The organism is Cryobacterium sp. CG_9.6 (assembly GCF_029893365.1).
GTDB lineage: Bacteria > Actinomycetota > Actinomycetes > Actinomycetales > Microbacteriaceae > Cryobacterium.
This window is the reverse complement of the sequence record NZ_JARXUZ010000001.1, coordinates 2697434-2717222: the sequence shown is the minus strand read 5'-3', so window position 1 is coordinate 2717222 and position 19789 is coordinate 2697434. Positions and strand designations below refer to the sequence as shown.

Here is a 19789-nt window from a genome sequence, read left to right as displayed (position 1 = left end):
TGCTGATCTAGGGTTAATAAATGAATGATGTGGGTTTTCGATCCAAGCGTGGTCCCATCCTGATTTCCCTCATGGTGACAACCGGTCTCGTGGCCATCGACTCCACAATTCTTGCCACGGCGGTGCCCACGATCGTGAATGATCTGGGTGGGTTTGCCCAGTTCCCCTGGCTCTTCTCGATCTACCTCTTGGCGCAGGCGGTGTCGGTGCCGGTGTACGCCAAACTCTCCGACACCGTGGGCCGCAAGCCGATCATTCTCATTGGCATCGGGCTGTTCCTGCTCGGATCGATTCTGTGTGCCTTCGCCTGGAGCATGCCCGCACTCATCGCTTTTCGTGCGGTGCAGGGGCTCGGTGCTGGAGCGGTGCAGCCGATGGCGGTTACCATCGCCGGCGACATCTACTCGGTGGCCGAACGTGCCCGGGTTCAGGGGTATCTCGCAAGCGTCTGGGCGATCTCCGCCGTGGTCGGACCCACCCTCGGCGGCGTATTCTCGGAGTTCCTCTCCTGGCGGTGGATCTTTCTGGTGAACATCCCGCTGTGCGTGCTCGCTGGCTGGCTGATCACGCGCACGTTCCACGAAACCGTCGTGCGCCGCCGCCACCGGGTGGACTATCTGGGTGCCAGCCTGCTCACGGCCTCTCTCACGCTTCTCATTCTCGCCGTGCTCGAGGGCGGGCAGTCCTGGGCCTGGAACTCGCCGCAGAGCATCGGAGCATTCGTTCTGGGTGGCATCCTTTTGGCCGGCTTCGTGTGGGCCGAATCGCGGGCATCCGAACCCGTGCTGCCGCTCTGGGTGGTCTCGCGACGCCTGCTCCTCTCCACCTCGTTGATCGGACTGGGCGTCGGCGCCATCCTGATCGGCCTCACCTCCTACGTGCCCACGTATCTGCAGGGCGCGCTCAGCATCTCGCCGCTCGTGGCCGGGCTTGCCCTCGCCACCCTCACCATCGGCTGGCCCATCTCCGCCACGATTTCCGGCCGGGTCTACCTGCGTTTCGGTTTTCGCACCACCGTGCTCTGCGGCATGGTCCTCGTGATCGGGGGCACGAGTCTGCTGGCCGCCTTTGGAGGCCGCCCCAGCCTGGTGATCGTTGCTCTCAGCTGCTTCACGGTGGGACTTGGACTTGGCTTCGTCGCCACCCCGAGCCTCGTTGCGGCGCAGGCGAGTGTGCCGTGGAACGAGCGCGGCGTGGTGACCGGTACGAGCCTGTTTGCCCGGTCGATCGGCAGTGCGGTGGGGGTGGCCATCTTCGGTGCTGTTGCCAACGCCATTCTCGCCGCCGAGGCATCCGGTCGCATGGGACCGGCAACACCGGCCGCCATCGAGGCCGCCTCCACGAGCGTTTTTATCGCCATCGTGATTGCAGCTTTCGCGGTGCTCGGTGCGACCCTCTGGATGCCCGATGTGCGTGCACCAATCCAAAAACCCGTGCCGTCGCCCGCCAGTCCCGACGCGGCCACCCAGCCCTAGACCGTCACAGCGGATGCCTCCGGCACGTTCGCGAGGCTGGCGCTGGCACACGGTGGTCGCCGGCCGCGGCGCCTACTAACCGACGGTCGTCACCATGGTGAGAACATCCGTGCCGGCAACGTCGGTGACGGAGAGCGCCACCCGCAGCGCGCCGAGCTGGCCGAGCGCGGTCACATGCGTGCCCCCGCAGGGGATGCGGGCCGGCTGACCGGGCAGGTCGCAGGCCCAGTAGCGACGGTCGGTGAGACGGTCGCCATCGCGGTCGATGTGCACCGCGGCATCCGTTGTCACCCAGCCGGCCAGGGTCGCGGTGATGGCACTCTCGAGTGCGGGCAGGGCCTCGTGGATGCCCTCGGTGATGAAACCCTTTTTGCGTAGGGACTTGCCGAGCCGGTAGGTGTCGGTCGACGCATTCTCGGTGATGAGGGACGCGTCAATGGCAGTGCCGTCGAAGTCGGGTGTGCCGAGCGCGTCGGCGCGAGGCTGCTTCTTCCAGCGGTCGGCAACGGCGAGGTTGAGAGCGAGGGACGCGAGGTGGCAGGCGGTATGCCCGGCCGAAGTTCGAGAGCGGATGCCGGCATCGACGCGGGTAATGACCTGGTCACCGCTTGCCAGAGTGGAATCACCGGCGATAACGTGCACCACCACGAAGGCCCAGCCGACGGTTCCCTTGCTCACTGGGATGTCGCGTCCGAGAAAGAGGGCCGTACCGTCGGTGGCGGCCACGATGCAGTCCAGGACGGGAAGCTCCGTGTCCCCGCTCACGAGCACCGCGTTGTCGGCGGCCTGGTCCGGCCAGCCGGCATCCACGGGGTGCACGCTGGTGACGTCAAGAAGCACTGCGCGGCGTCCGTCCGCCAGTTCGTGCACGTGCAGTACCGTTGCGGTGGTCTGCAGGGCACCCAAGGGATAGGTGACGAGCGTGTCTTCAGCGGGGAGCATGAGGGCCTTTCGCGGGCGTAACGACAAAAAAGTGCCGCCACACGAGTGGCGACACCTTCGATGCTATGTCAGGGAGAAGAAACCTAGCTCTTGCGAGCGCGCGACGCCGTCTCTTCAGACTTGGCCTTCTTGTCGGCCCTCTTCTCCTTCAACGACTTGTCGGCGACCTTTTTGGTCGCATCCTTCTTCGGTGATTTGTCAGCCATGTGTACTCCTTCGCCGTGAGCCTTGCGGCCCCATCAGTTGAAGAATACGCGGAAAAGGGTGATCAAGCACCACCCCACCCCACAGAAAGTACTGATGAAAGGCCCGCAAGTTCAGATTGACGGCACAGGACCCCTGTGCTTCTGGGCGGTGCCGCCGTATGCTAGCGGTGCACGCGGCGCCCCCTGAACGGCAGGGGGTGCATGACCGGGATGAGGGATCATGACGTCCACCTACAAAGCTGTTCTCTACGGTCCGAACCCCATGGCGGGTGGGATGGAACTCGACCTCGAATACGTCGAGGGTAACTACCAAGACATGGTTGTGCTCGAAGCCGTTGAAGAAGACACCGTGATCGTGCGCAGCTACCGGCGCGGACCAGAAACCGAGGAGCCTGTTCCGTACCGGTTTTATGAGGAGGTTGATGACGAGGTGGGTGGAGAGCCCGATGTGCAGAACTGAGCAGATGCGCAGTCTCACACGCACGCAGTCACACACACTCTGAGTTTTGCTAGATGCGCTTGTCGCCCGTGCGGCCCAAGCGCACAGGCAGCGCCATGAGTGGTCCAACGAAGCGGCGCTGGAGGCGACGAGCGGGGCCCCACACGTACTGAACGACGTACTGGGCCAAGATAGCCCCGGCAGCGAGGGCAAGGGCAACCGCGGTGGCGGTCAGGAGACTCAACAGTCCATTAATGTCACCGTTTGAGAGCTGCAGGAGGCCCCGAAAAAGAGTCAGCCCCGGCACGAGCGGAACCAGCGCGGTGACAACGATCACCAACGGCGGGGTGCGCACCACCCGAGCGGCGACCGACGCCGCGAGACCCACACCGATGGCGCTTGCTCCGGAGGCCCACACCAATCCGAAACCCGCAAAAATACCCAGCATGTAGAGCAGCTCACCGAGCGCCCCGAACAGGCACACCACCCAGAGAGCCCGCCACGGAACCTGAACGGCCAGCGAAAAACCGATCACAATGACAACGGCGGCCGCGAGCAGCAACGGGAGATCGAGAAAGGTTGGCGCCCACCGTGTTTCCGCGCTGAGGTCCAGCCCAAATCGACTTACCAGGAGTGATGCCCCGGCCACACCGGTCACGAGCCCCCCGGTAATGAGCACGGCCTCCACCATTCGTGCGGTCCCCGTGAGGTAGAAACCCGAGAGTGTGTCATGCACGGCACCGAACGTTGTGACACCGGCAAGAAGCATGATGATGGTGGCCACCACCACCAGTGACGAATTGGCGGTGGGGTCAAAGGTGTGCACCACGGCCGCTGACAGCGGACCGATAGCACCGCCCACCACGGTTTGATAAAACAGCGGCACCTGACGGTGAGCGAGCGCGGAGGTGATGTAATCAATAAGGTACGTCGCAATGAAGGCCGCGATCATCACAACCGGACCACCTCCGATGAGCACGGCAGCGCCGGCTCCCACGAGGCTCCAGCCCAGGCGACGAAAACGCACGGTGACCTGTGGCTTCGAACTCACGATGATGGCGAGACGCTTGCGAGCCTCGGCAATGTCAACGGGATGCTCAATCAGTTCGGCGATCAGCTCAGACGTGCGGGTGAGCTTCGTGTAGTCAAGCGTGCGGTACTTCACGTTTCGGCTTCGCGTGATGGACTCGTGAGTGGACTGGTCCTCCATCGTGAGCGTGATGATGGTGTGCGTGATATTCGCGTCGGTGCCTTTGAGGCCGTAGGCACGGGTCAACGCTTCCATCGCTGCGGTCGCGTCTTCCGCTCCCGCACCGGCCGTGAAGATCACCTCGGCCAGGCGCATCGTGATATCGAGAACGGCTCGGGTATACGCGGCGTGGTCGAGCGGAATTGCTCCGGTGAGGTCGTTCATCGGCCGTAACCAATACTGCTCACAGCGGCAGCAGACTTCGCAAAATTAGTGTGCCAGCGACTCGCCGCAGACAGGGGGATAACAAAGAAAAACTCGAACACTAGTCAAGCCTATGCAGCCTTGCGCCTCCGCGTGAACAACCGCACGATCAACACCACAATCAGGGCCAGAAAAGCGAGTGTGACAATCCACGGCAGCGCCACACCAACGGCCACCACAACGGCCCCGACGGTGGCCATCAGGGCCGTCCACCCCACAACGACACCACCCCAAAAGTCGCCGGGGGCGCTGGGAGCCACGGTTCCATCCTCGAGGAGATCGAGTGTGATGGTGGCGTAATCAATCTGGTCGGACAAGAGGTTACGCTGCGACACGAGGCTTTCCAGCTCCGCCTGACGACTCGACAGCGCCCCCTCGATTGAGATGAGGTCTGCCGTGTCGCTCGCGGTGCTCATCAGGGTCAGCAACCGGTCCACGGAGGTTTGCAGGGCTGTGATCCGCGCGTCGAGGTCAGTGCTCTGCTGCGTCACATCCGTGCCGTTGATGGACACGAAGTTCACTGTGCCCAGCGCCTTCAGTTCGGTGAGCGTGCGCTCGAGCTCATCCGAGGGAATGCGCAGGGTCAGGCTGGCGCTGGCGGCTTGATTATCGGTGGCGGGGTTTTCGCTGCGGGAATCCACGCGGCCCCCGGCCCGCTCGGTGAGTGTCACGGCAGATTGCGCTGTCGTGATGGGGTCGGCCACCGTGACGGACATCGATCCGCTGGTGACGACATCCCGACTGGCGGTATTGACCTCACTCGTGGTGCCGCCATCAGCAAGACCCGTGTCACCCACACCAGGTTCCGGCGCGCCCTGCACCGGCACGGTCCCGGACGTACTGGACGACTCGTTCCCCGCCGTGCAGCCTGCGAGCAGCAGCGCACACAGGATCGCCGCGGTGACCGCGGGAGCGAGTGCGAACGAACGTCTCATGGTCACAGTATTGTCCGCGCCCGCTTCAATGTCTGCCTGTTTTCTGTGAGACGCATCACAATTCAGACTCAATTGACTGACTCGACGTATTGTCGTGTCGTTGGGATGCTCACGCTCCGACACACGCACAAGAATCCACTGCAACTCGTATATCTGGAGGAAGACATGGGAATCGTAGACGATGCCAAGGACGCGCTCGATGCGACCGGCAAGAAGATCAGCCGCGCGGTCGACGATGCACGCGACAAGGTTGCGGACAAGACCGACGAGGCCAAGGCCGATGCCAAGGTGAAGCACGCAGAAGCCGAGCGGGATGCCACGAAGGCCAAGAATGACTACAAAGAAGGTCTTCGCGACGATACTTGATGCATGAAACGGTGGACGGCGGGACCTCGCACGCGAGACCCCGCCGTCTCTTCTTACCCGCGTGCCGCGGCATCTGTTGCATTATCCGCGTCTGCGGGGCCTACGTCTGAGTCAGGCGGCAACAGGGCTGGGGAAGGTCACGCCCGTGAGGTGCTCGGAGGCCCGCCACAGGCGCTCCGCATCGGCATCGCTGAGCGCACGCGACGGAAAACGGGCCGGAGCCGAGCCGCCTGTCAGCTCACCAAAGCCGGCCGGCCCGTAGAAACCGCCACCAGCCGCGTTCGCGTTGGTTGCGGCGTAGAGGGCGGGCAGGATGCCCTCGGGAATCTGCTGCCAGAGCCAGCTGATACCGCTGGTGGCCTTGATGAGACTCTGAGCTACGCGCGCTGATTGGCCCCCGTGGGTTGGTCCGGTGACCTGCAGGTTGGTGAGCGTGGCTCCGGGGTGGGCGGCAATGCTGCGGATGCCCCAGCCTGCGGCGACACTGCGGCGGTTGAGTTCGCGTGCAAACATGAGGGTGGCGAGTTTGGACAGCCCGTAGGCGCGCGTCGGGGAATATTTGATTCCCTGCAGATCATCGAAGTTGAGGCGGCCGGCGCGGGCAGCGAGGCTCGAGAGGCTCACGACTCGGCTTGTTCCCGCGGCGCGAAGCAGCGGCATCAGCTCGGCGGTCAACGCAAAATGGCCGAGATGATTGGTGCCAAACTGCAGCTCAAAGCCGTCTGCTGTCGTATCGCGCTTCGGTGTCATCATGATGCCGGCGTTGTTGATAAGCACGTTGACCGCGCGGCCCTCCCTGTTTAACCGAGCGCTGAAATCCGTGACGCTCGAGAGGCTGGCCAGGTCCAGGTGACGTACGCTGAGTGCCGCTGTCGGCGTCTGCGCTCGAATGCGAGCGGCAGCAGCGTCGCCCTTCTCGAGGTTACGAACCGCGAGAATCACCTCACTGCCGGCCGCCGCAAATCGTGAGGTAAGTCCGAAGCCCAGCCCGCTATTTGCTCCGGTGATCACGGTGAGGGTGCCGCCCAGATCGGGCACCGTCACCGTGGGTTCGACGTGTGCCATGGATGCTCCTTCAATAATTGTTGTTCCCATCTAACCCGCTTGTCTTCCTGAAATCTCCGAGGCGAGCCAAGCCGGAGCAGATTGGGGGTTGAGGGAGGCAGTCATCAGACAAAGGCGGGCGGTGCCCGTGCGTCCGCCTCTTGTGGCATTACACCGGTGCCACCGTAAACTGGGGCGATGGACACACGAATTCTGGGACGAACTGGCCGCGACGTATCTGTCATGGGCCTCGGTACATGGCAGCTGGGCGGGGACTGGGGTTCGGTAACGGATGCCGATGCTCTCGGTGTGCTCTCGGCATCCGCTGACGCTGGCGTCACCTTTTTCGACACCGCCGATGTGTATGGTGACGGTCGCAGTGAACGCCTTATCGGGCAGTTTCTGGCCACCGCGCCCTCGGACCACGGGATTACCGTCGCCACCAAGATGGGCCGCCGTGTTGATCAGGTGCCCGAGAACTATGTGCTTTCCCACTTTCGGGAGTGGACGGATCGCTCGAGGCGCAACCTGGGCACCGAAACGCTCGACCTCGTGCAGCTGCACTGCCCGCCGTCGGCCGTGGTGGAATCCGATGAGGTCTATCACGCTCTCGACACGCTCGTGGCCGAACAGGTTATTGCGGCCTATGGCCTGAGCGTCGAGACCTGCGAGCAAGCGCTTGCAGCCATCGCTCGGCCCGGTGAGGCCACCGTTCAGATCATCTTCAACGCGTTTCGCCTCAAGCCTCTCGACGCCGTGATACCGGCCGCGCGGGCTGCTGGTGTGGGCGTCATTGCGCGGGTGCCGCTGGCCAGCGGACTCCTCACCGGCAAGTACACGCGGGACACGGTGTTCCCCGAGTCTGACCACCGCAACTTCAACCGTGACGGCAGCCACTTCGACGTGGGGGAGACCTTCTCGGGCGTGGACTTTGAGGTGGGACTGCAGGCGGCAACGGAGTTCGCGGCGCTGGTCCCGGCCGGCGTAAGCACGGCGCAGGCCGCCCTCGCGTGGGTTGCCCAGGTGGACGGCGTGAGCGCCGTCATCCCGGGTGCGCGTTCGGTCGCACAGGCCCAGGGAAATGCCGCAGCCGGTTCCCTCGACGAGCTGTCCTACGAGTTCAACGTGGGCGTGCAGGACATTTACGACCGCCTGCTGCGGGACGCCATTCACCCCCGCTGGTAGCCTTTGGGCGACATGGCGCGTGCCGGCTAGTCCAGCAGGTCGGGATCCTTGCCGGTGCGTTCACCCGAATCGAAGGCGGCGATTGCACTGAGGTCGTCGGCGTCAAGGGCGAAGTCGAACACATTGAGGTTGTCGCGAATGCGGTGAGGCGTCACCGACTTGGGAATCACCACGTTGCCGAGCTCCAGGTGCCACCGAATCACGACCTGCGCAGCCGACTTGCCGTATTTCGCGCCGATGTCGTCGAGGGTGTCGTTGCCGATGGCGCGTCCGCGGGCAAGCGGTGACCACGCCTCCGTGAGGATGCCGTGGGCTGCGTCGTACGCCCGCACGCCACTCTGCGGGAGCCACGGGTGCAGTTCCACCTGATTCAGCACCGGAACGACGTCGGTTTCGGCGAGCAAGCGGTCGAGGTGGTGGGTGTGGAAGTTGGAGACGCCAATGGAGCGGGCGCGACCGTCGGCGCGGATCTTCTCGAGGGCGCGGTAGGTGTCAATGTAGCGGTCCTGCGTGGGTGCCGGCCAGTGAATCAGGTAGAGGTCGACGTAGTCGAGGCCGAGCTTGGTCAGGCTCTCGTCGAAGGCGCGCAGGGTCGCGTCGTAGCCGTGGTGATCATTCCAGACCTTGGTGGTGACGAACACGTCCTCCCGGCCCACACCGGAACGTGCCAGGCCCTGCCCCACACCCACCTCGTTCTCGTACAGGGCGGCCGTGTCCACGTGGCGGTATCCGGCTTCGAGGGCAACCTGAACGGTATCGGCCGCGATGTCGTCAGCGACTTTGTACACCCCGAGTCCCAGCTGGGGGATGGTGTGGCCGTCATTGAGGAGCAGGAGCGGGGAGGAGGTCATGCTCTATCGTCGCAGGTCGCCGAAGAAGAAGGGCTACGAGACCTGCACGTTGATGGGTTCGGTATCGGGAATCGGACTCGGGTCTTTGCCGCGCAGATCGGGGTGCCAGCGGCGTCCGAGCGTGGGGATGATGCATCCGAGCCCGGCGAAACCCGCGGCCAGGAAGATGGCCGAGGCTGCTCCCGAGTGATCAATCGCGAAGCCGGCAAACGCCGATCCCATGGCCGCACCGATCAGCTGGCCGGTGCCGATCCAGCCGTAGGCTTCTGCGGTGTCGCTGAATTTGACGCTGGCTGAGACGATTCCAAACAGCACCGCGAAGGCGGGCGCCACGCCGATTCCGGCCAGAAGAAGGGTGCCCGCGAGCCAGCCGAAGTTCAGCCACAGGCCGGCCAGGCCGATGCCGATGGTCACGATGAGCATGCGGCTGGCCAGTGCCCACGGGCCGATGGGCAGGTGCCCGAGGGCAAGACCGCCAATGAGGGAACCCACAGCGAAGATACCCAGGATCCACCCGGAGTTGGCGCTGCCGTGTCCGAACGCGGCCACGACACCGGCTTCGAGTGCAGCGCAGGCGGCAACGAGCATGAATCCCACAACGGTGCTCAGCAAAACGGCCGGTCGCTTCAGAACAACACCGAGCTTGCGGCGGCTGAGGGGGATGCGCACCCGTCCGACCTCGGGTAGAACAACGAACCAGATTCCCCCACCAATGAGAAAGGCGGCCGCGAGCAGAATGCCGGCAACGGTACTTACCTGAATGGCCACGAAGGTGGCGATCACCGGACCGAGCACCCAGATGATTTCCTGCGCTGAGGCGTCGAGGGAGAACAGCGGGGTGAGTTGGCGGGAGTTGACGATTTTGGGATAAATGGTGCGCACGGCCGGTTGAATGGGTGGCGTCGCCAGCCCGGCCACGAGGCCCACGATCATGAGGGCGGGGATTCCCATCGGAACCAGTGCCATGGAAATGATCGAGATGGCGCACACGATGAGCGTGACGATGATCACCGGGCGAATACCCCAACGGCCCATGAGGCGGCTCGTCAACGGGCCGGCAACGGCCTGGCCGATGCTCATCGCTCCCAGCACGAGGCCAGCAGCCGCATAGGAGTCAAATAAACGCTCAATATGAATGAGAAACGCGAGGGACAGCATGCCGAAGGGGAACCGTGCGGTCAACTGTGCGCCGATCAGACGGGCCACACCCGGCGTTTTCAGAAGACTTATGTAGCTGCTCACTACCTGAGTCTAGGCGCGTGAGGTTCTGGTCGGGGAGTTCAGTGGGGACCTAGCTCCCAGCGCTCAAGTAAGGCATGCCATACTTAGGCAATGCTAACCTCACTTGCGAGCACGACGGTGGTTGAACGGATGCCCGACGACCGGCCCGCCTACCGTCCGTATGCCGCGTCAGTGGCTGGCATTCGACGCCTCGGCGAACACTCCGTGCGCGTCACGTTTGCGGGTGCCGACTTCGACACCTTCGGCACGGCGGGGCTCGACCAGCGCATCAAGATCGTTTTTCCACTGCCCGGAATCGGTGTGAGCGAAATTGGGGCAACCGATCAGGCCACCATCGACGAGGGCACCTGGTACAGCCGCTGGCGCGCCCTCCCCGACGCCGTCCGCAACCCCTTTCGCACCTACACGATTCGAGCGGCACGACCCGAGGTTCGGGAAATCGATGTCGATTTCGTTGCGCACGACAACACCACCGGCCATGCTGGCCCGGCCGCCCGTTGGCTCAGTGGGGTCGCTCTCGGCGACACACTCGTCATTGTTGGCCCAGACGCCCGCAGCGCGCAGGCAGCCACCGGTTTCGACTGGCACCCCGGGTGCGCAACGGTCTTGCTCCTCGCCGGTGATGAGACCGCAGCCCCGGCCATCTGCGCCATTCTCGAGAGCCTGCCGGCAACCAGCCGCGCACATGCGTTTCTCGAGGTCGTTGGTACGCCTGACGCCACGGATGCCGCTACTCGCAGCCTGTCGCCGGGGTGCCAGATCACCTGGCTGCCGCGTGGCACCGCGCCGCAGGGAGTGCTCTTGGATGCGGCCGTCCGAGCGTGGGTCGCCGGTAACCGGGACAGTATCACGGTGTTGCCCACCGCGCAGGTGCTCGAGGATATTGATGTTGACCGCGACCTGCTCTGGGAATCACCGGCCGCTGCGCCCGACAGCGACTTTTACGCCTGGCTGGCTGGTGAGGCGAGCGTTATTAAAAAGCTTCGGCGCTTTCTGGTGAGCGAGACCGGCATCGACCGTACACGTGTGGCTTTCATGGGCTATTGGCGGCACGGTCGGGCCGAAGCCCAGTGAGCCTCACCGCGTCGGTGACACCACAACGCGCCAGCGTTCGCCGGCGTAGCGGGACGGGTTCTTCTCGACTCGTCGCCGGGTTCGGTGTGGCGATTGCACTCCTCGTGCTTGCAGTCGCGGCCTCTTTCATGATCGGTACCCGGGACGTTCAGATCGGCACGGTGATCGAGGCGCTTCTGCGCCCCGATCGCACGCTCACCGATCATGTCGTGGTTCTCGACCTGCGCGTTCCTCGCACCGTTGTGGGGCTACTCGCCGGGCTCGCTCTCGGCCTGGCCGGTGGACTCATGCAGGGAGTCACCCGCAACCCGCTCGCCGATCCAGGGCTGCTCGGCGTCAACGCGGGTGCGTCTCTTTTCGTCGTGGCCGGGATCGCGTGGTTTGGGGTCACGTCTGCCCTTGGCTATGTGTGGTTCGCCTTTGCCGGGGCAGCGGTGGCCTCGACCGTCGTCTACCTGATTGGGTCTCTCGGACGCGACGGTGCCACCCCGGTGAAGCTGGCCCTGGCCGGTACGGCCCTCACCGCCGCGCTTACCTCGCTCATCACCATTATTCTGCTGAGCGACGGTGATGCCTTCGACCGCTTTCGGTTCTGGGCGGCTGGTTCTCTCGTTGCGCGCGGACTTGACTCCAGCCTGCCGCTGGTGCCCTTCATCATCGTTGGTACCGTGTTGGCCGTGGTGGCCGCTCGCATGCTCAACGCCCTTGCCCTCGGCGATGATCTTGCCCGTGGCCTCGGCCAGAACCTCGTGGTGGCGCGCATCGTGTGCGCCGTGGCCATTGTGTTGTTGTGCGGTTCGGCCACGGCGATAGCGGGGCCCATCGTGTTCGTGGGACTCGCAGTACCGCACATTGCCCGCTGGTTCACGGGGCCCGACTATCGGCTCATCCTGGCATTCTCCGCTCTTCTGGGCCCGGCGCTCCTCCTCGGAGCGGATGTGCTCGGTCGCGTGATCGCGCAGCCGGGGGAGATCGAGGCGGGCCTCGTAGTGGCCTTTCTCGGCGCCCCCGTGCTCATCGCGCTCGTGCGTCGCGTCAAGTTGGCCGGGCTATGACTCGCCTCGCCTCGGTGCACCGAGAGGCGCCCGTCCTCGCAGTGGTCGACAGCCGGGCGGCCGGTCGGCAACGAGAGCGCCGGGTGGTGACGGCGCTCTCCCTGGGAGTGCTCGTGGTTGCGGCCGCGAGTCTCACACTGGGCGCCTACCACCTGAGCATTCCTGATCTTGTCGGGACGCTCGTGGGCGCAGGTTCTCCGAGCGAAAAGTTCATCGTTCTCACGCTCCGATTGCCGCGGCTTGTGCTGGCCCTGCTGGTGGGCGTGGCCTTTGCGCTGTCGGGCGCAGTGTTCCAAACCGTGCTGCGAAACCCTCTGGCGAGCCCCGACGTTATTGGTGTCACCGGTGGGGCGAGCGCCGCGGCCGTTGGTGGAATGCTCCTTTTGGGCTTCGGGTCGCTGGCTACATCTCTCGCAGCCTTCGGTGGTGCCGTGCTTGTCGCCGCAGCAATCTACCTGCTCGCGTGGCGTGGGGGAGTCGTGGGGTACCGATTCGTGCTGATCGGTGTGGGCGTGGCCTTCATGGTTCAGGGGCTCCTCAGCTATCTACTGTCTCGGGCCGATCTGCGTGCCGCCCAAGACGCCCTGGTCTGGTTGGTGGGTAGTGTGAGCGGCGCGCGCTGGAGTGATATCGGCGTAGTCACTGCTCTTCTCGCCCTGCTGGTGCCCGCGCTCGGGGTGCTGTCCGGCCGGATGCGTGCTCTGCAATTGGGAGACGATACGGCCACAAGCCTTGGAGTGCGAACGGAACGCTCTCGCCTGGTGCTCCTCGCTGTGGGTGTGGCTTTCGCCGCCGTCGGCACGGCTGCCGTGGGGCCGCTGGCATTCGTGGCGTTCGTGTCGGCGCCGATCGCGCGTCGACTCTGCCACGCCGGAGGGCTTCACCTCGTTCCTGCGGCCTTGGTGGGGGCGCTCATCACCGCGGTGGCTGATCTGACCGCGCAGCACCTTCTGCCGGGTGACCTGCAACTCCCGGCCGGAATTATTACCGGCGTGATCGGGGCGCCGTACCTGCTCTGGCTGCTCGCTAGCTCGAACAAATCTGGAAAGGGAGCCTGATGCCTCGCTCTGCCGTTCTGTCTGCCGCCGACCCCCAGCTGGCGGGTGCTCACGACTTTCGTGCGGAGGGGCTGACCCTCGGCTACGAGAAGACGACCATCGTGCCCAACCTTTCTCTGGAGATCATTGCGGGGGCCATGACTGTCATTGTGGGTGCAAACGCGTCGGGTAAGTCCACCGTGCTGCGCGACATGGCGCGCCTCCTCCGGCCCGAAGCCGGGCACGTGCTGCTCGATGGGCGCGACATTAGACACCGGCGCAGCGTGGAGGTGGCAACCGTGGTGGGACTTCTGCCCCAGCAGCCGGTGGCCCCTGAGGGCATTACGGTGGCGGACCTCGTGGGGCGCGGTCGCTACCCGCACCAAGGGTGGTTTCGCACCTGGACAAGTACCGACGACGAGATTGTGGCCGAGGCGTTGTCGACCACGGGAACCCTCGAACTCGCGGCCCGACGGTTGGAAGACCTCTCCGGCGGTCAGCGTCAGCGCGTGTGGATCGCGATGGCGTTGGCGCAGAACACCGACATCCTGTTGCTCGACGAACCCACGACCTTTCTTGACATTGCCCACCAGATTGATGTGCTCGATCTCCTCCTCGAACTCAACCGCACCTGCGGCACAACCGTGGTCATGGTGCTACACGATCTCAACCTGGCCGCCCGGTACGCGGATCACCTTGTCGTGTTGAAGGGAGGCCGCATTCACGCCATGGGCTCGCCCGCCGAGACGCTCACGAGCGCCACCATTGCGGAAGCGTTCGATCTCTCGGCGACGATCAGCACCGACCCGGTCAGTGGCTCACCCATGGTGATACCACGGGGGCGTTTCCATAGCCCCGAGGCATCCGGTATATTAGGCAAGGCTAACCTAACTAATTAGTTAGCAACTCGACCTACGAAAGCGACAAAACCGTGCATCGACGCCTCATTCTTTCCCTTGCCGCCACTGCGGCCGCGCTGGCCCTCGCCCTGAGCGGCTGCACGGCGTCTGCCGTTGACGAAGCGGATGCCCCGGTGTCCGGTAGTTTCCCCGTGACCATGGAGCACGCCTTTGGCGAAACAACCATTGAGGCCCAGCCCGAACGTGTGGTGACCTGGGGCTGGGGGAGTGCCGACGACGCGATTGCTCTCGGAGTGGTCCCGGTGGCAATCCCCTTCCAGGCTTACGGTGGCGACGACGATGGTGTGCTGCCCTGGATTGCCGAGGCGCTTGCAGCCTCCGGCGACGAGACGCCCACCATTCTTCCGGATTCGGAAGAACCGCCGTATGAAGACATTGCCGCTGCTGCCCCCGATGTCATTCTCGCCGCCTATTCGGGCATCACCGAGGAGCAGTACGATCTGCTCAGCGAGATCGCCCCCGTCGTGGCCTACCCCGGCGAGCCATGGGCAACAGACTGGCGTGATCTGATTACGATAACCGGCACGGCACTCGGCAAGGACGCGGAAGCCACCGCGCTGCTCGGTGACATTGACGGCGAGATTGCGGAACAGGCGGCGGCGCATCCCGAATTCGCAGGTAAGAGCATCGCACTCACCAGCGACAGCGCCGGTACGTTCTACGTGTATAAGAAGGAAGACCCTCGTGCGGCGTTCACTCTTGACCTCGGCTTCGTCAGCGCGCCGAGTGTTGACGAGCTCGCCACCGACGAGTCGAGTTTCTACTACACGCTGAGTTACGAGCAGCTGGACAAGCTATCGAGCGACGTTCTTGTTAACTTCGGATCGACCAGGGAGCAGTCTGATGGGTTTCTCCAAGCCGGTTACTCGCAGGTGATGCCGCAGGTTCAAGACGGCAGCGTTGCCTCTCCGGTGGGTGAGGCGTTCATCGCCTCGGTCTCACCGCCCACGGGCCTGTCGCTCTCGTGGGGGCTTCAGGACTACGTTAATCTGCTGGCGGCGGCTGCCGCGCGTTAGATGGTGACGGGGCTCTCGGACGGTGGCGGAAAACGCCACGTTACCGTCATATTCGGCTGGTCGAGGCCCGTTTCATCACAACCTCTGTCGTTATCGGAGGGGTAAGTGAGAACAGGTGTAGAAAAGGTGCAAAAATAGTGCGTCGTGGTGTGTAACTGTTACGTGGGTCCATTCGCCGCTTTTCAATGGGTGCTGAGATTCGCCACCACACCATTTCGCGCTCAAAGTTGCGCACTGCATTCGTCATGACGCTCAAAAGTGGGTGTAAATCCGCTCTCGACGCATGAAATTGCCGTACGGCGGTGATATAGGCTCATGCCTGTCGCATCTCGTTTACGGCTTCAATGACGAACCCACCTCCAGATCACAACGAAGGACCCCTCATGCGCGCCAGATATGTTCTCCCGGCTTTTGCGGCCGTGGCCGCCCTCCTGCTCACCGGTTGTGTCGACAACTCCACGCCCGATGCCGGCGGCGCAACGGAGGCCGCAACCATCGCCCCCGATTCCGCAGCCGTGGCACTGCTGCCGGCCGACATCAAGTCAACCGGAACACTTCTGATCGGAACCGACGCGGCGTACCCGCCGAACGAGTTCAAGGACGACGCCGGGGCGCCGATCGGCTGGGGTATCGAGCTCGCCAACGGTATAGCCGCAAAGCTGGGCCTGACGCCCACGTACCAGATCGCCGACTTCGATAACATCATCCCGAACATCACGGGGGGCACCGTCGACATCGGTGAGTCGTCGTTCACCGACAACATCGAGCGTCAGAAGCAGGTTGATTTCGTCAACTACTTCAACGCCGGAATCCTCTGGGCTGCCCAGGCGGGCAGCTCCATCGATCCGAATAATGCCTGCGGCCTCACCGTAGCCGTGCAGTCCAACACTGTTCAGGACACCGACGAGCTCCCGGCCAAGAACGCGGCCTGCGCCGCGGCTGGTCAGTCGGCCATCGAGGTCTTGAAGTACACCTCTCAGGACGAAGCAACCAACGCTGTTGTGCTCGGTAAAGCGGATGCGCTCAGCGCCGACTCCCCGGTCGCTCTTTACGCCATCTCAAAGACCGAGGGCAAGCTGGAAGCAGCCGGAGAGAGCTTCGATGTTGCCCCTTATGGCATCGTGGTCAACAAGGGTTCGGACCTGACCAAGGCCGTGCAGGCCGCACTGCAGTCCATGGTGGACGATGGCTCCTACGCCGCGATCCTCGACACCTGGGGTGTCACCGACGGCGGCATCGACACCATCACGATCAATGCCGGCGCAAACGGCTAACGGATGGCTGACACAGTTGTAAACCGTTCGGCGGGCGCAAGCCCGCCGAACGGTTCGGATCGCGCTCCCGGAATCAAGGCGATTCGCCTCCGTCACCCGTGGCGGAATGTTTTTGCCGTGGTGCTCGTGCTCGTCCTCACACTCTTTGTGCTGGATGCGGCTCAGCGCCCCGCCTATGACTGGCCGTCGGTAGGCAAGTTTCTCTTTGACCAGCGCATCTCACAGGCCGCTTTCGTCACCCTTCAGCTCACCGTATATAGCATGGTGATCGCCATTATTTTGGGCGTGGTCCTCGCCGTGATGCGGCTCTCCCCGAACCCCGTGGTGAACAGCATCGCCTGGGTGTACCTGTGGATCTTCCGCGGGACGCCGGTCTATGTGCAGTTGGCCTTCTGGGGCCTGGTGGCAGTGATCTACCAGACCATCGACATCGGTCTTCCCTTCACGGAGCCCTGGGTATCCGTTCCTACCAAGGTGGCACTGAGCGCCTTCGTGCTTGCTGTCATCGGGTTGGCTCTGAACGAAGCCGCCTACATGGCGGAGATTGTGCGAGCCGGACTGCTCTCGGTGGACAGCGGTCAGGAAGAGGCAGCGACCGCGCTCGGCATGAGCTGGTCCCAAACCATGATGCGCGTCATCATTCCCCAGTCGATGCGCGTAATCATTCCGCCAGCCGGCAACGAGGTGATCTCGATGCTGAAGACCACCTCGCTGGTGACAGCGATTCCCTTCACCCTCGAGCTTTACACCCGGTCGAGAGACATCTCGGCCGTCATTTTCAACCCGGTTCCCCTGCTTCTGGTTGCGTCTATCTGGTATCTCTTCTTCACGTCGATTCTGATGGTGGGGCAGTATTTTCTGGAGAAGCGCTTTGCGCGGGGGATCGGTGATCGGCGGCCCAACCGTAAGGCCGACGACGCCACCGGTGCCTTCACCGGAATCGTGCCGGTAGCTGGTGACGGACAGAGCCCGCCCCCCACAACCAACGGAGAACCCCGATGACCGCCACGGTAGGTTCACGCGCAACCGCAGATGTTCCCATGGTGTCTGCCGAGGCTGTCTCGAAGAGCTTTGGCTCCAACGAGGTGCTGAAGAGCATCTCGCTCGAGGTGAAGCGCGGCGAGGTGATGTGCCTGGTGGGGCCCAGTGGGTCGGGCAAATCCACGTTCCTCCGCTGCATTAACCACCTCGAGGTGGTCTCAGCGGGCCGACTGAGTGTCGACGGTGAACTGATCGGCTACACCGAGCGCAAGGGCAAGCTCTACGAGATGAATCCCAAGGCTGCGGCGCTCCAGCGACGCAACATTGGCATGGTTTTTCAGCGCTTCAACCTGTTTCCGCACATGACCGCCCTGCAAAACGTGATGGAAGCCCCGATTCGAGTAAAGGGTCTGAACAAGGCCGCCGTTGAAACCAATGCGCGTGCCCTGCTGGCCCGGGTGGGTCTCGCCAACCGTGCCGACTACTACCCGGCTCACCTGTCGGGTGGGCAGCAGCAGCGGGTGGCTATTGCGCGGGCACTCGCCATGGAGCCCAAGCTGATGTTGTTCGACGAGCCCACGAGTGCGCTCGATCCCGAACTGGTGGGTGAGGTGCTCGACGTGATGCAGAACCTCGCGCGCGAGGGTATGACGATGATCGTGGTGACCCACGAGATGGGTTTTGCCAAGGAGGTCGCCGATTCGCTCGTCTTCATGGACGGCGGAGTGGTGGTGGAATCCGGGGACCCCACCGAGGTGCTCAAGAACCCCCAGCACGCCCGCACGCAGGCGTTCCTCTCCAAGGTTCTCTGACCCCTCCTCCCGGGGCGCTGAACCTAGGGCTGAGGCTGCTGGATAGACGCGTTGCTCTGTCGGCGACGTGCCGCCAGCAGGGTGACGGCGAACCCGAGCAGTAAGAGACCACCTGCGAGGGGCGCTGCGGTCAGTGTTGGTGTTCCCGTTTCGGCGAGGGCAGGGGCCGTGCTGGATACCTGGATCAATTGGCCGGCGGTACCGATCAGGAACCACGTGGCGGATTCCACGGGTGTGTTCGCCGCGCTGGTTCCTGCAAGGGTGAGAGAGTGCCACCCGGCTGTCAGCCCGGCGGGGATAACGGCGGAACCGGCCAAGCGTCCGCCGGGGGCAACGATGCCCGATGCAATGATCTGGGATGTTGGGCGCTCGGTGAGGGTCCAGGGTGACCCCGGCAGCAGGCCGGTGGCGGTGTAGTCAACGGTCGTGCCGGCCACCACATCACCGATGCGGGCGTTAAGCAGGATGCTCAGAACGGTCGCCTCGGTGACCGCGGGTGGCTCCGTGGGAACCGGAACCTCGGTGGGCTCAGGAGTGGGGACGGGCTTGTCCCACAGTTCAAGGGTGGCGGCACCGTCGTCGGCGATGGTGAGCACGTATTCGCCCTTGAGAATCCGTGGCGTCACCTGGTCAAGAACAACGAAGGCAACGGCGTAGCGGCCGGCAGGAGTCGTGATCGGATCGAAGGCAGGCGTACTGGCCACAGTGCCGTCCGCGTCAGACGTCAGGCTGAAGATATTCAGGAGGCCGGCCTGTTCCTGCACAGCTGACCACACGGCGGTCCCCGGGTCCGGGTAACCGCCCAAATTCGCGAGAATACCGGTTATAGCGAGGTTGGCGGGAAGCCCGAAACCGGTGATGGAGCCCGGAGTTTCCGGGTCCAGAGCGAGCGTCCCGGTGAGGGAAGCCCGTGCCCCGCGCATTGTTGCGAAGGAATAGCCGGCTTCGCACGTGGCCACCCACACCAGGGGAATCAACGTGTAAGCCAGGTCAGTCTGGGAGTTGGGATCGTCGCTCAGGAGCTGGCTCACGGTGCCGGACAGCGACACGTTTCCGTCCGCATCCACGGTGGTGTCGAGAGGGGTCGCGATCACCGGGAGAGTCTGCCCGATGAGACCATCGGCGGGATCGGCATCCTGGCCCAGAATGGAATACCAGCGGTTATCGATGAGGAGGCCCGGGGCGGCGCCCAGGGAAATGATCTCGGTCGGCTGTGCACCGGTTAAGGACAGCGTCAGATTCTGCCCAATCAGGGGCGTGTTTGGGTCCACCGTGAGCACACCGCAGTCGGTTCCCGACGAGGTGAGTGGTTCCCCTGAACCATTCACAGCACCAGCGGGACCGGCGACCGCCAGAATCAGACCGATCGAGACCAGAAGGGAGCCTGCGGCTCGAAAAGGAAGATTCACGTGCACAGCATAGCCGAGCGTGAGTAATTGTCACCAGCACTTTTGTTTGCCCCCGAATGGGGGTGCTAGCTCA

20 protein-coding genes are annotated in these 19789 nt (G+C 63.7%); 12 read left to right on the top strand and 8 right to left on the bottom strand.

From position 1 onward, the window contains the following. Positions 1-20: 20 nt before the first annotated feature. A complete protein-coding gene (locus H4V99_RS12440) occupies positions 21-1475 on the top strand; it encodes an MDR family MFS transporter (RefSeq protein WP_280678749.1) in 1455 nt (484 codons plus the stop codon). A 75-nt stretch (positions 1476-1550) separates the two neighbouring features. Here the strand turns inward: H4V99_RS12440 and H4V99_RS12435 are convergent, their stop codons facing one another. After that, positions 1551-2417 (bottom strand): metal-dependent hydrolase, encoded by an 867-nt coding sequence (locus tag H4V99_RS12435; RefSeq protein WP_280678747.1) that lies wholly within the window; start codon positions 2415-2417, stop codon positions 1551-1553. 83 nt (positions 2418-2500) lie between these two features. Next, positions 2501-2623 (bottom strand): hypothetical protein, encoded by a 123-nt coding sequence (locus H4V99_RS12430; protein ID WP_255408738.1) that lies wholly within the window; start codon positions 2621-2623, stop codon positions 2501-2503. Positions 2624-2843: 220 nt separating this feature from the next. Between H4V99_RS12430 and H4V99_RS12425 the strand changes: the two genes are divergently transcribed. Continuing rightward, positions 2844-3083: a hypothetical protein gene (locus H4V99_RS12425; protein WP_280678744.1), complete on the top strand. Its 240-nt coding sequence runs from the start codon at positions 2844-2846 to the stop codon at positions 3081-3083. Positions 3084-3132: 49 nt separating this feature from the next. On the opposite strand, the gene H4V99_RS12420 is transcribed toward H4V99_RS12425, so the two are convergent. Together H4V99_RS12420 and H4V99_RS12415 are read right to left on the bottom strand one after the other, a co-directional pair. Beyond that, complete coding sequence (locus tag H4V99_RS12420) at positions 3133-4476, bottom strand: threonine/serine exporter family protein (protein ID WP_280678742.1); 1344 nt, start codon at positions 4474-4476, stop codon at positions 3133-3135. Positions 4477-4586: 110 nt separating this feature from the next. After that, positions 4587-5450, bottom strand: a complete 864-nt coding sequence (locus H4V99_RS12415; RefSeq protein WP_280678740.1) for a DUF4349 domain-containing protein — start codon at positions 5448-5450, stop codon at positions 4587-4589. A gap of 165 nt (positions 5451-5615) precedes the next feature. Here H4V99_RS12415 and H4V99_RS12410 point away from each other — a divergent pair, with 165 nt between their 5' ends. Further along, positions 5616-5816 (top strand): hypothetical protein, encoded by a 201-nt coding sequence (locus H4V99_RS12410; protein ID WP_280678738.1) that lies wholly within the window; start codon positions 5616-5618, stop codon positions 5814-5816. 111 nt (positions 5817-5927) lie between these two features. Here the strand turns inward: H4V99_RS12410 and H4V99_RS12405 are convergent, their stop codons facing one another. After that, on the bottom strand, positions 5928-6881 hold the full coding sequence (locus tag H4V99_RS12405; RefSeq protein ID WP_280678736.1) for an SDR family oxidoreductase: 954 nt from the start codon (positions 6879-6881) through the stop codon (positions 5928-5930). Positions 6882-7058: 177 nt separating this feature from the next. On the opposite strand from H4V99_RS12405, the gene H4V99_RS12400 reads away from it, so the two are divergent. Continuing rightward, positions 7059-8045 (top strand): aldo/keto reductase, encoded by a 987-nt coding sequence (locus H4V99_RS12400; protein WP_280678734.1) that lies wholly within the window; start codon positions 7059-7061, stop codon positions 8043-8045. Positions 8046-8071: 26 nt separating this feature from the next. On the opposite strand, the gene H4V99_RS12395 is transcribed toward H4V99_RS12400, so the two are convergent. Beyond that, positions 8072-8896, bottom strand: coding sequence for an aldo/keto reductase (locus tag H4V99_RS12395; RefSeq protein ID WP_280678732.1), 825 nt, complete (start codon positions 8894-8896; stop codon positions 8072-8074). 33 nt (positions 8897-8929) lie between these two features. Further along, the gene (locus H4V99_RS12390) at positions 8930-10138 is read right to left on the bottom strand and encodes an MFS transporter (protein WP_280678730.1); all 1209 of its coding nucleotides are present in this window, start codon (positions 10136-10138) and stop codon (positions 8930-8932) included. A gap of 90 nt (positions 10139-10228) precedes the next feature. Between H4V99_RS12390 and H4V99_RS12385 the strand changes: the two genes are divergently transcribed. From H4V99_RS12385 to H4V99_RS12350, 8 genes are all read left to right on the top strand, one after another. Next, complete coding sequence (locus H4V99_RS12385; RefSeq protein WP_280678728.1) at positions 10229-11212, top strand: siderophore-interacting protein; 984 nt, start codon at positions 10229-10231, stop codon at positions 11210-11212. An 86-nt stretch (positions 11213-11298) separates the two neighbouring features. Beyond that, positions 11299-12267: an iron chelate uptake ABC transporter family permease subunit gene (locus tag H4V99_RS12380; protein WP_280678726.1), complete on the top strand. Its 969-nt coding sequence runs from the start codon at positions 11299-11301 to the stop codon at positions 12265-12267. Then, positions 12264-13325: an iron chelate uptake ABC transporter family permease subunit gene (locus H4V99_RS12375; protein ID WP_280678724.1), complete on the top strand. Its 1062-nt coding sequence runs from the start codon at positions 12264-12266 to the stop codon at positions 13323-13325. The genes H4V99_RS12380 and H4V99_RS12375 overlap by 4 nt, the downstream gene beginning before the upstream one ends. Further along, the gene (locus H4V99_RS12370; protein WP_280678722.1) at positions 13325-14203 is read left to right on the top strand and encodes an ABC transporter ATP-binding protein; all 879 of its coding nucleotides are present in this window, start codon (positions 13325-13327) and stop codon (positions 14201-14203) included. The genes H4V99_RS12375 and H4V99_RS12370 overlap by 1 nt, the downstream gene beginning before the upstream one ends. A 32-nt stretch (positions 14204-14235) precedes the next feature. Continuing rightward, on the top strand, positions 14236-15240 hold the full coding sequence (locus H4V99_RS12365; protein WP_280678720.1) for an iron-siderophore ABC transporter substrate-binding protein: 1005 nt from the start codon (positions 14236-14238) through the stop codon (positions 15238-15240). Positions 15241-15623: 383 nt separating this feature from the next. Continuing rightward, positions 15624-16514, top strand: coding sequence for an ABC transporter substrate-binding protein (locus H4V99_RS12360; RefSeq protein ID WP_280678718.1), 891 nt, complete (start codon positions 15624-15626; stop codon positions 16512-16514). A 3-nt stretch (positions 16515-16517) separates the two neighbouring features. Continuing rightward, positions 16518-17516, top strand: a complete 999-nt coding sequence (locus tag H4V99_RS12355; protein WP_280678716.1) for an amino acid ABC transporter permease — start codon at positions 16518-16520, stop codon at positions 17514-17516. 38 nt (positions 17517-17554) lie between these two features. Beyond that, complete coding sequence (locus tag H4V99_RS12350) at positions 17555-18307, top strand: amino acid ABC transporter ATP-binding protein (RefSeq protein ID WP_348522379.1); 753 nt, start codon at positions 17555-17557, stop codon at positions 18305-18307. A gap of 23 nt (positions 18308-18330) precedes the next feature. On the opposite strand, the gene H4V99_RS12345 is transcribed toward H4V99_RS12350, so the two are convergent. Beyond that, positions 18331-19716 (bottom strand): hypothetical protein, encoded by a 1386-nt coding sequence (locus H4V99_RS12345; RefSeq protein WP_280678712.1) that lies wholly within the window; start codon positions 19714-19716, stop codon positions 18331-18333. Positions 19717-19789 lie beyond the last annotated feature (73 nt).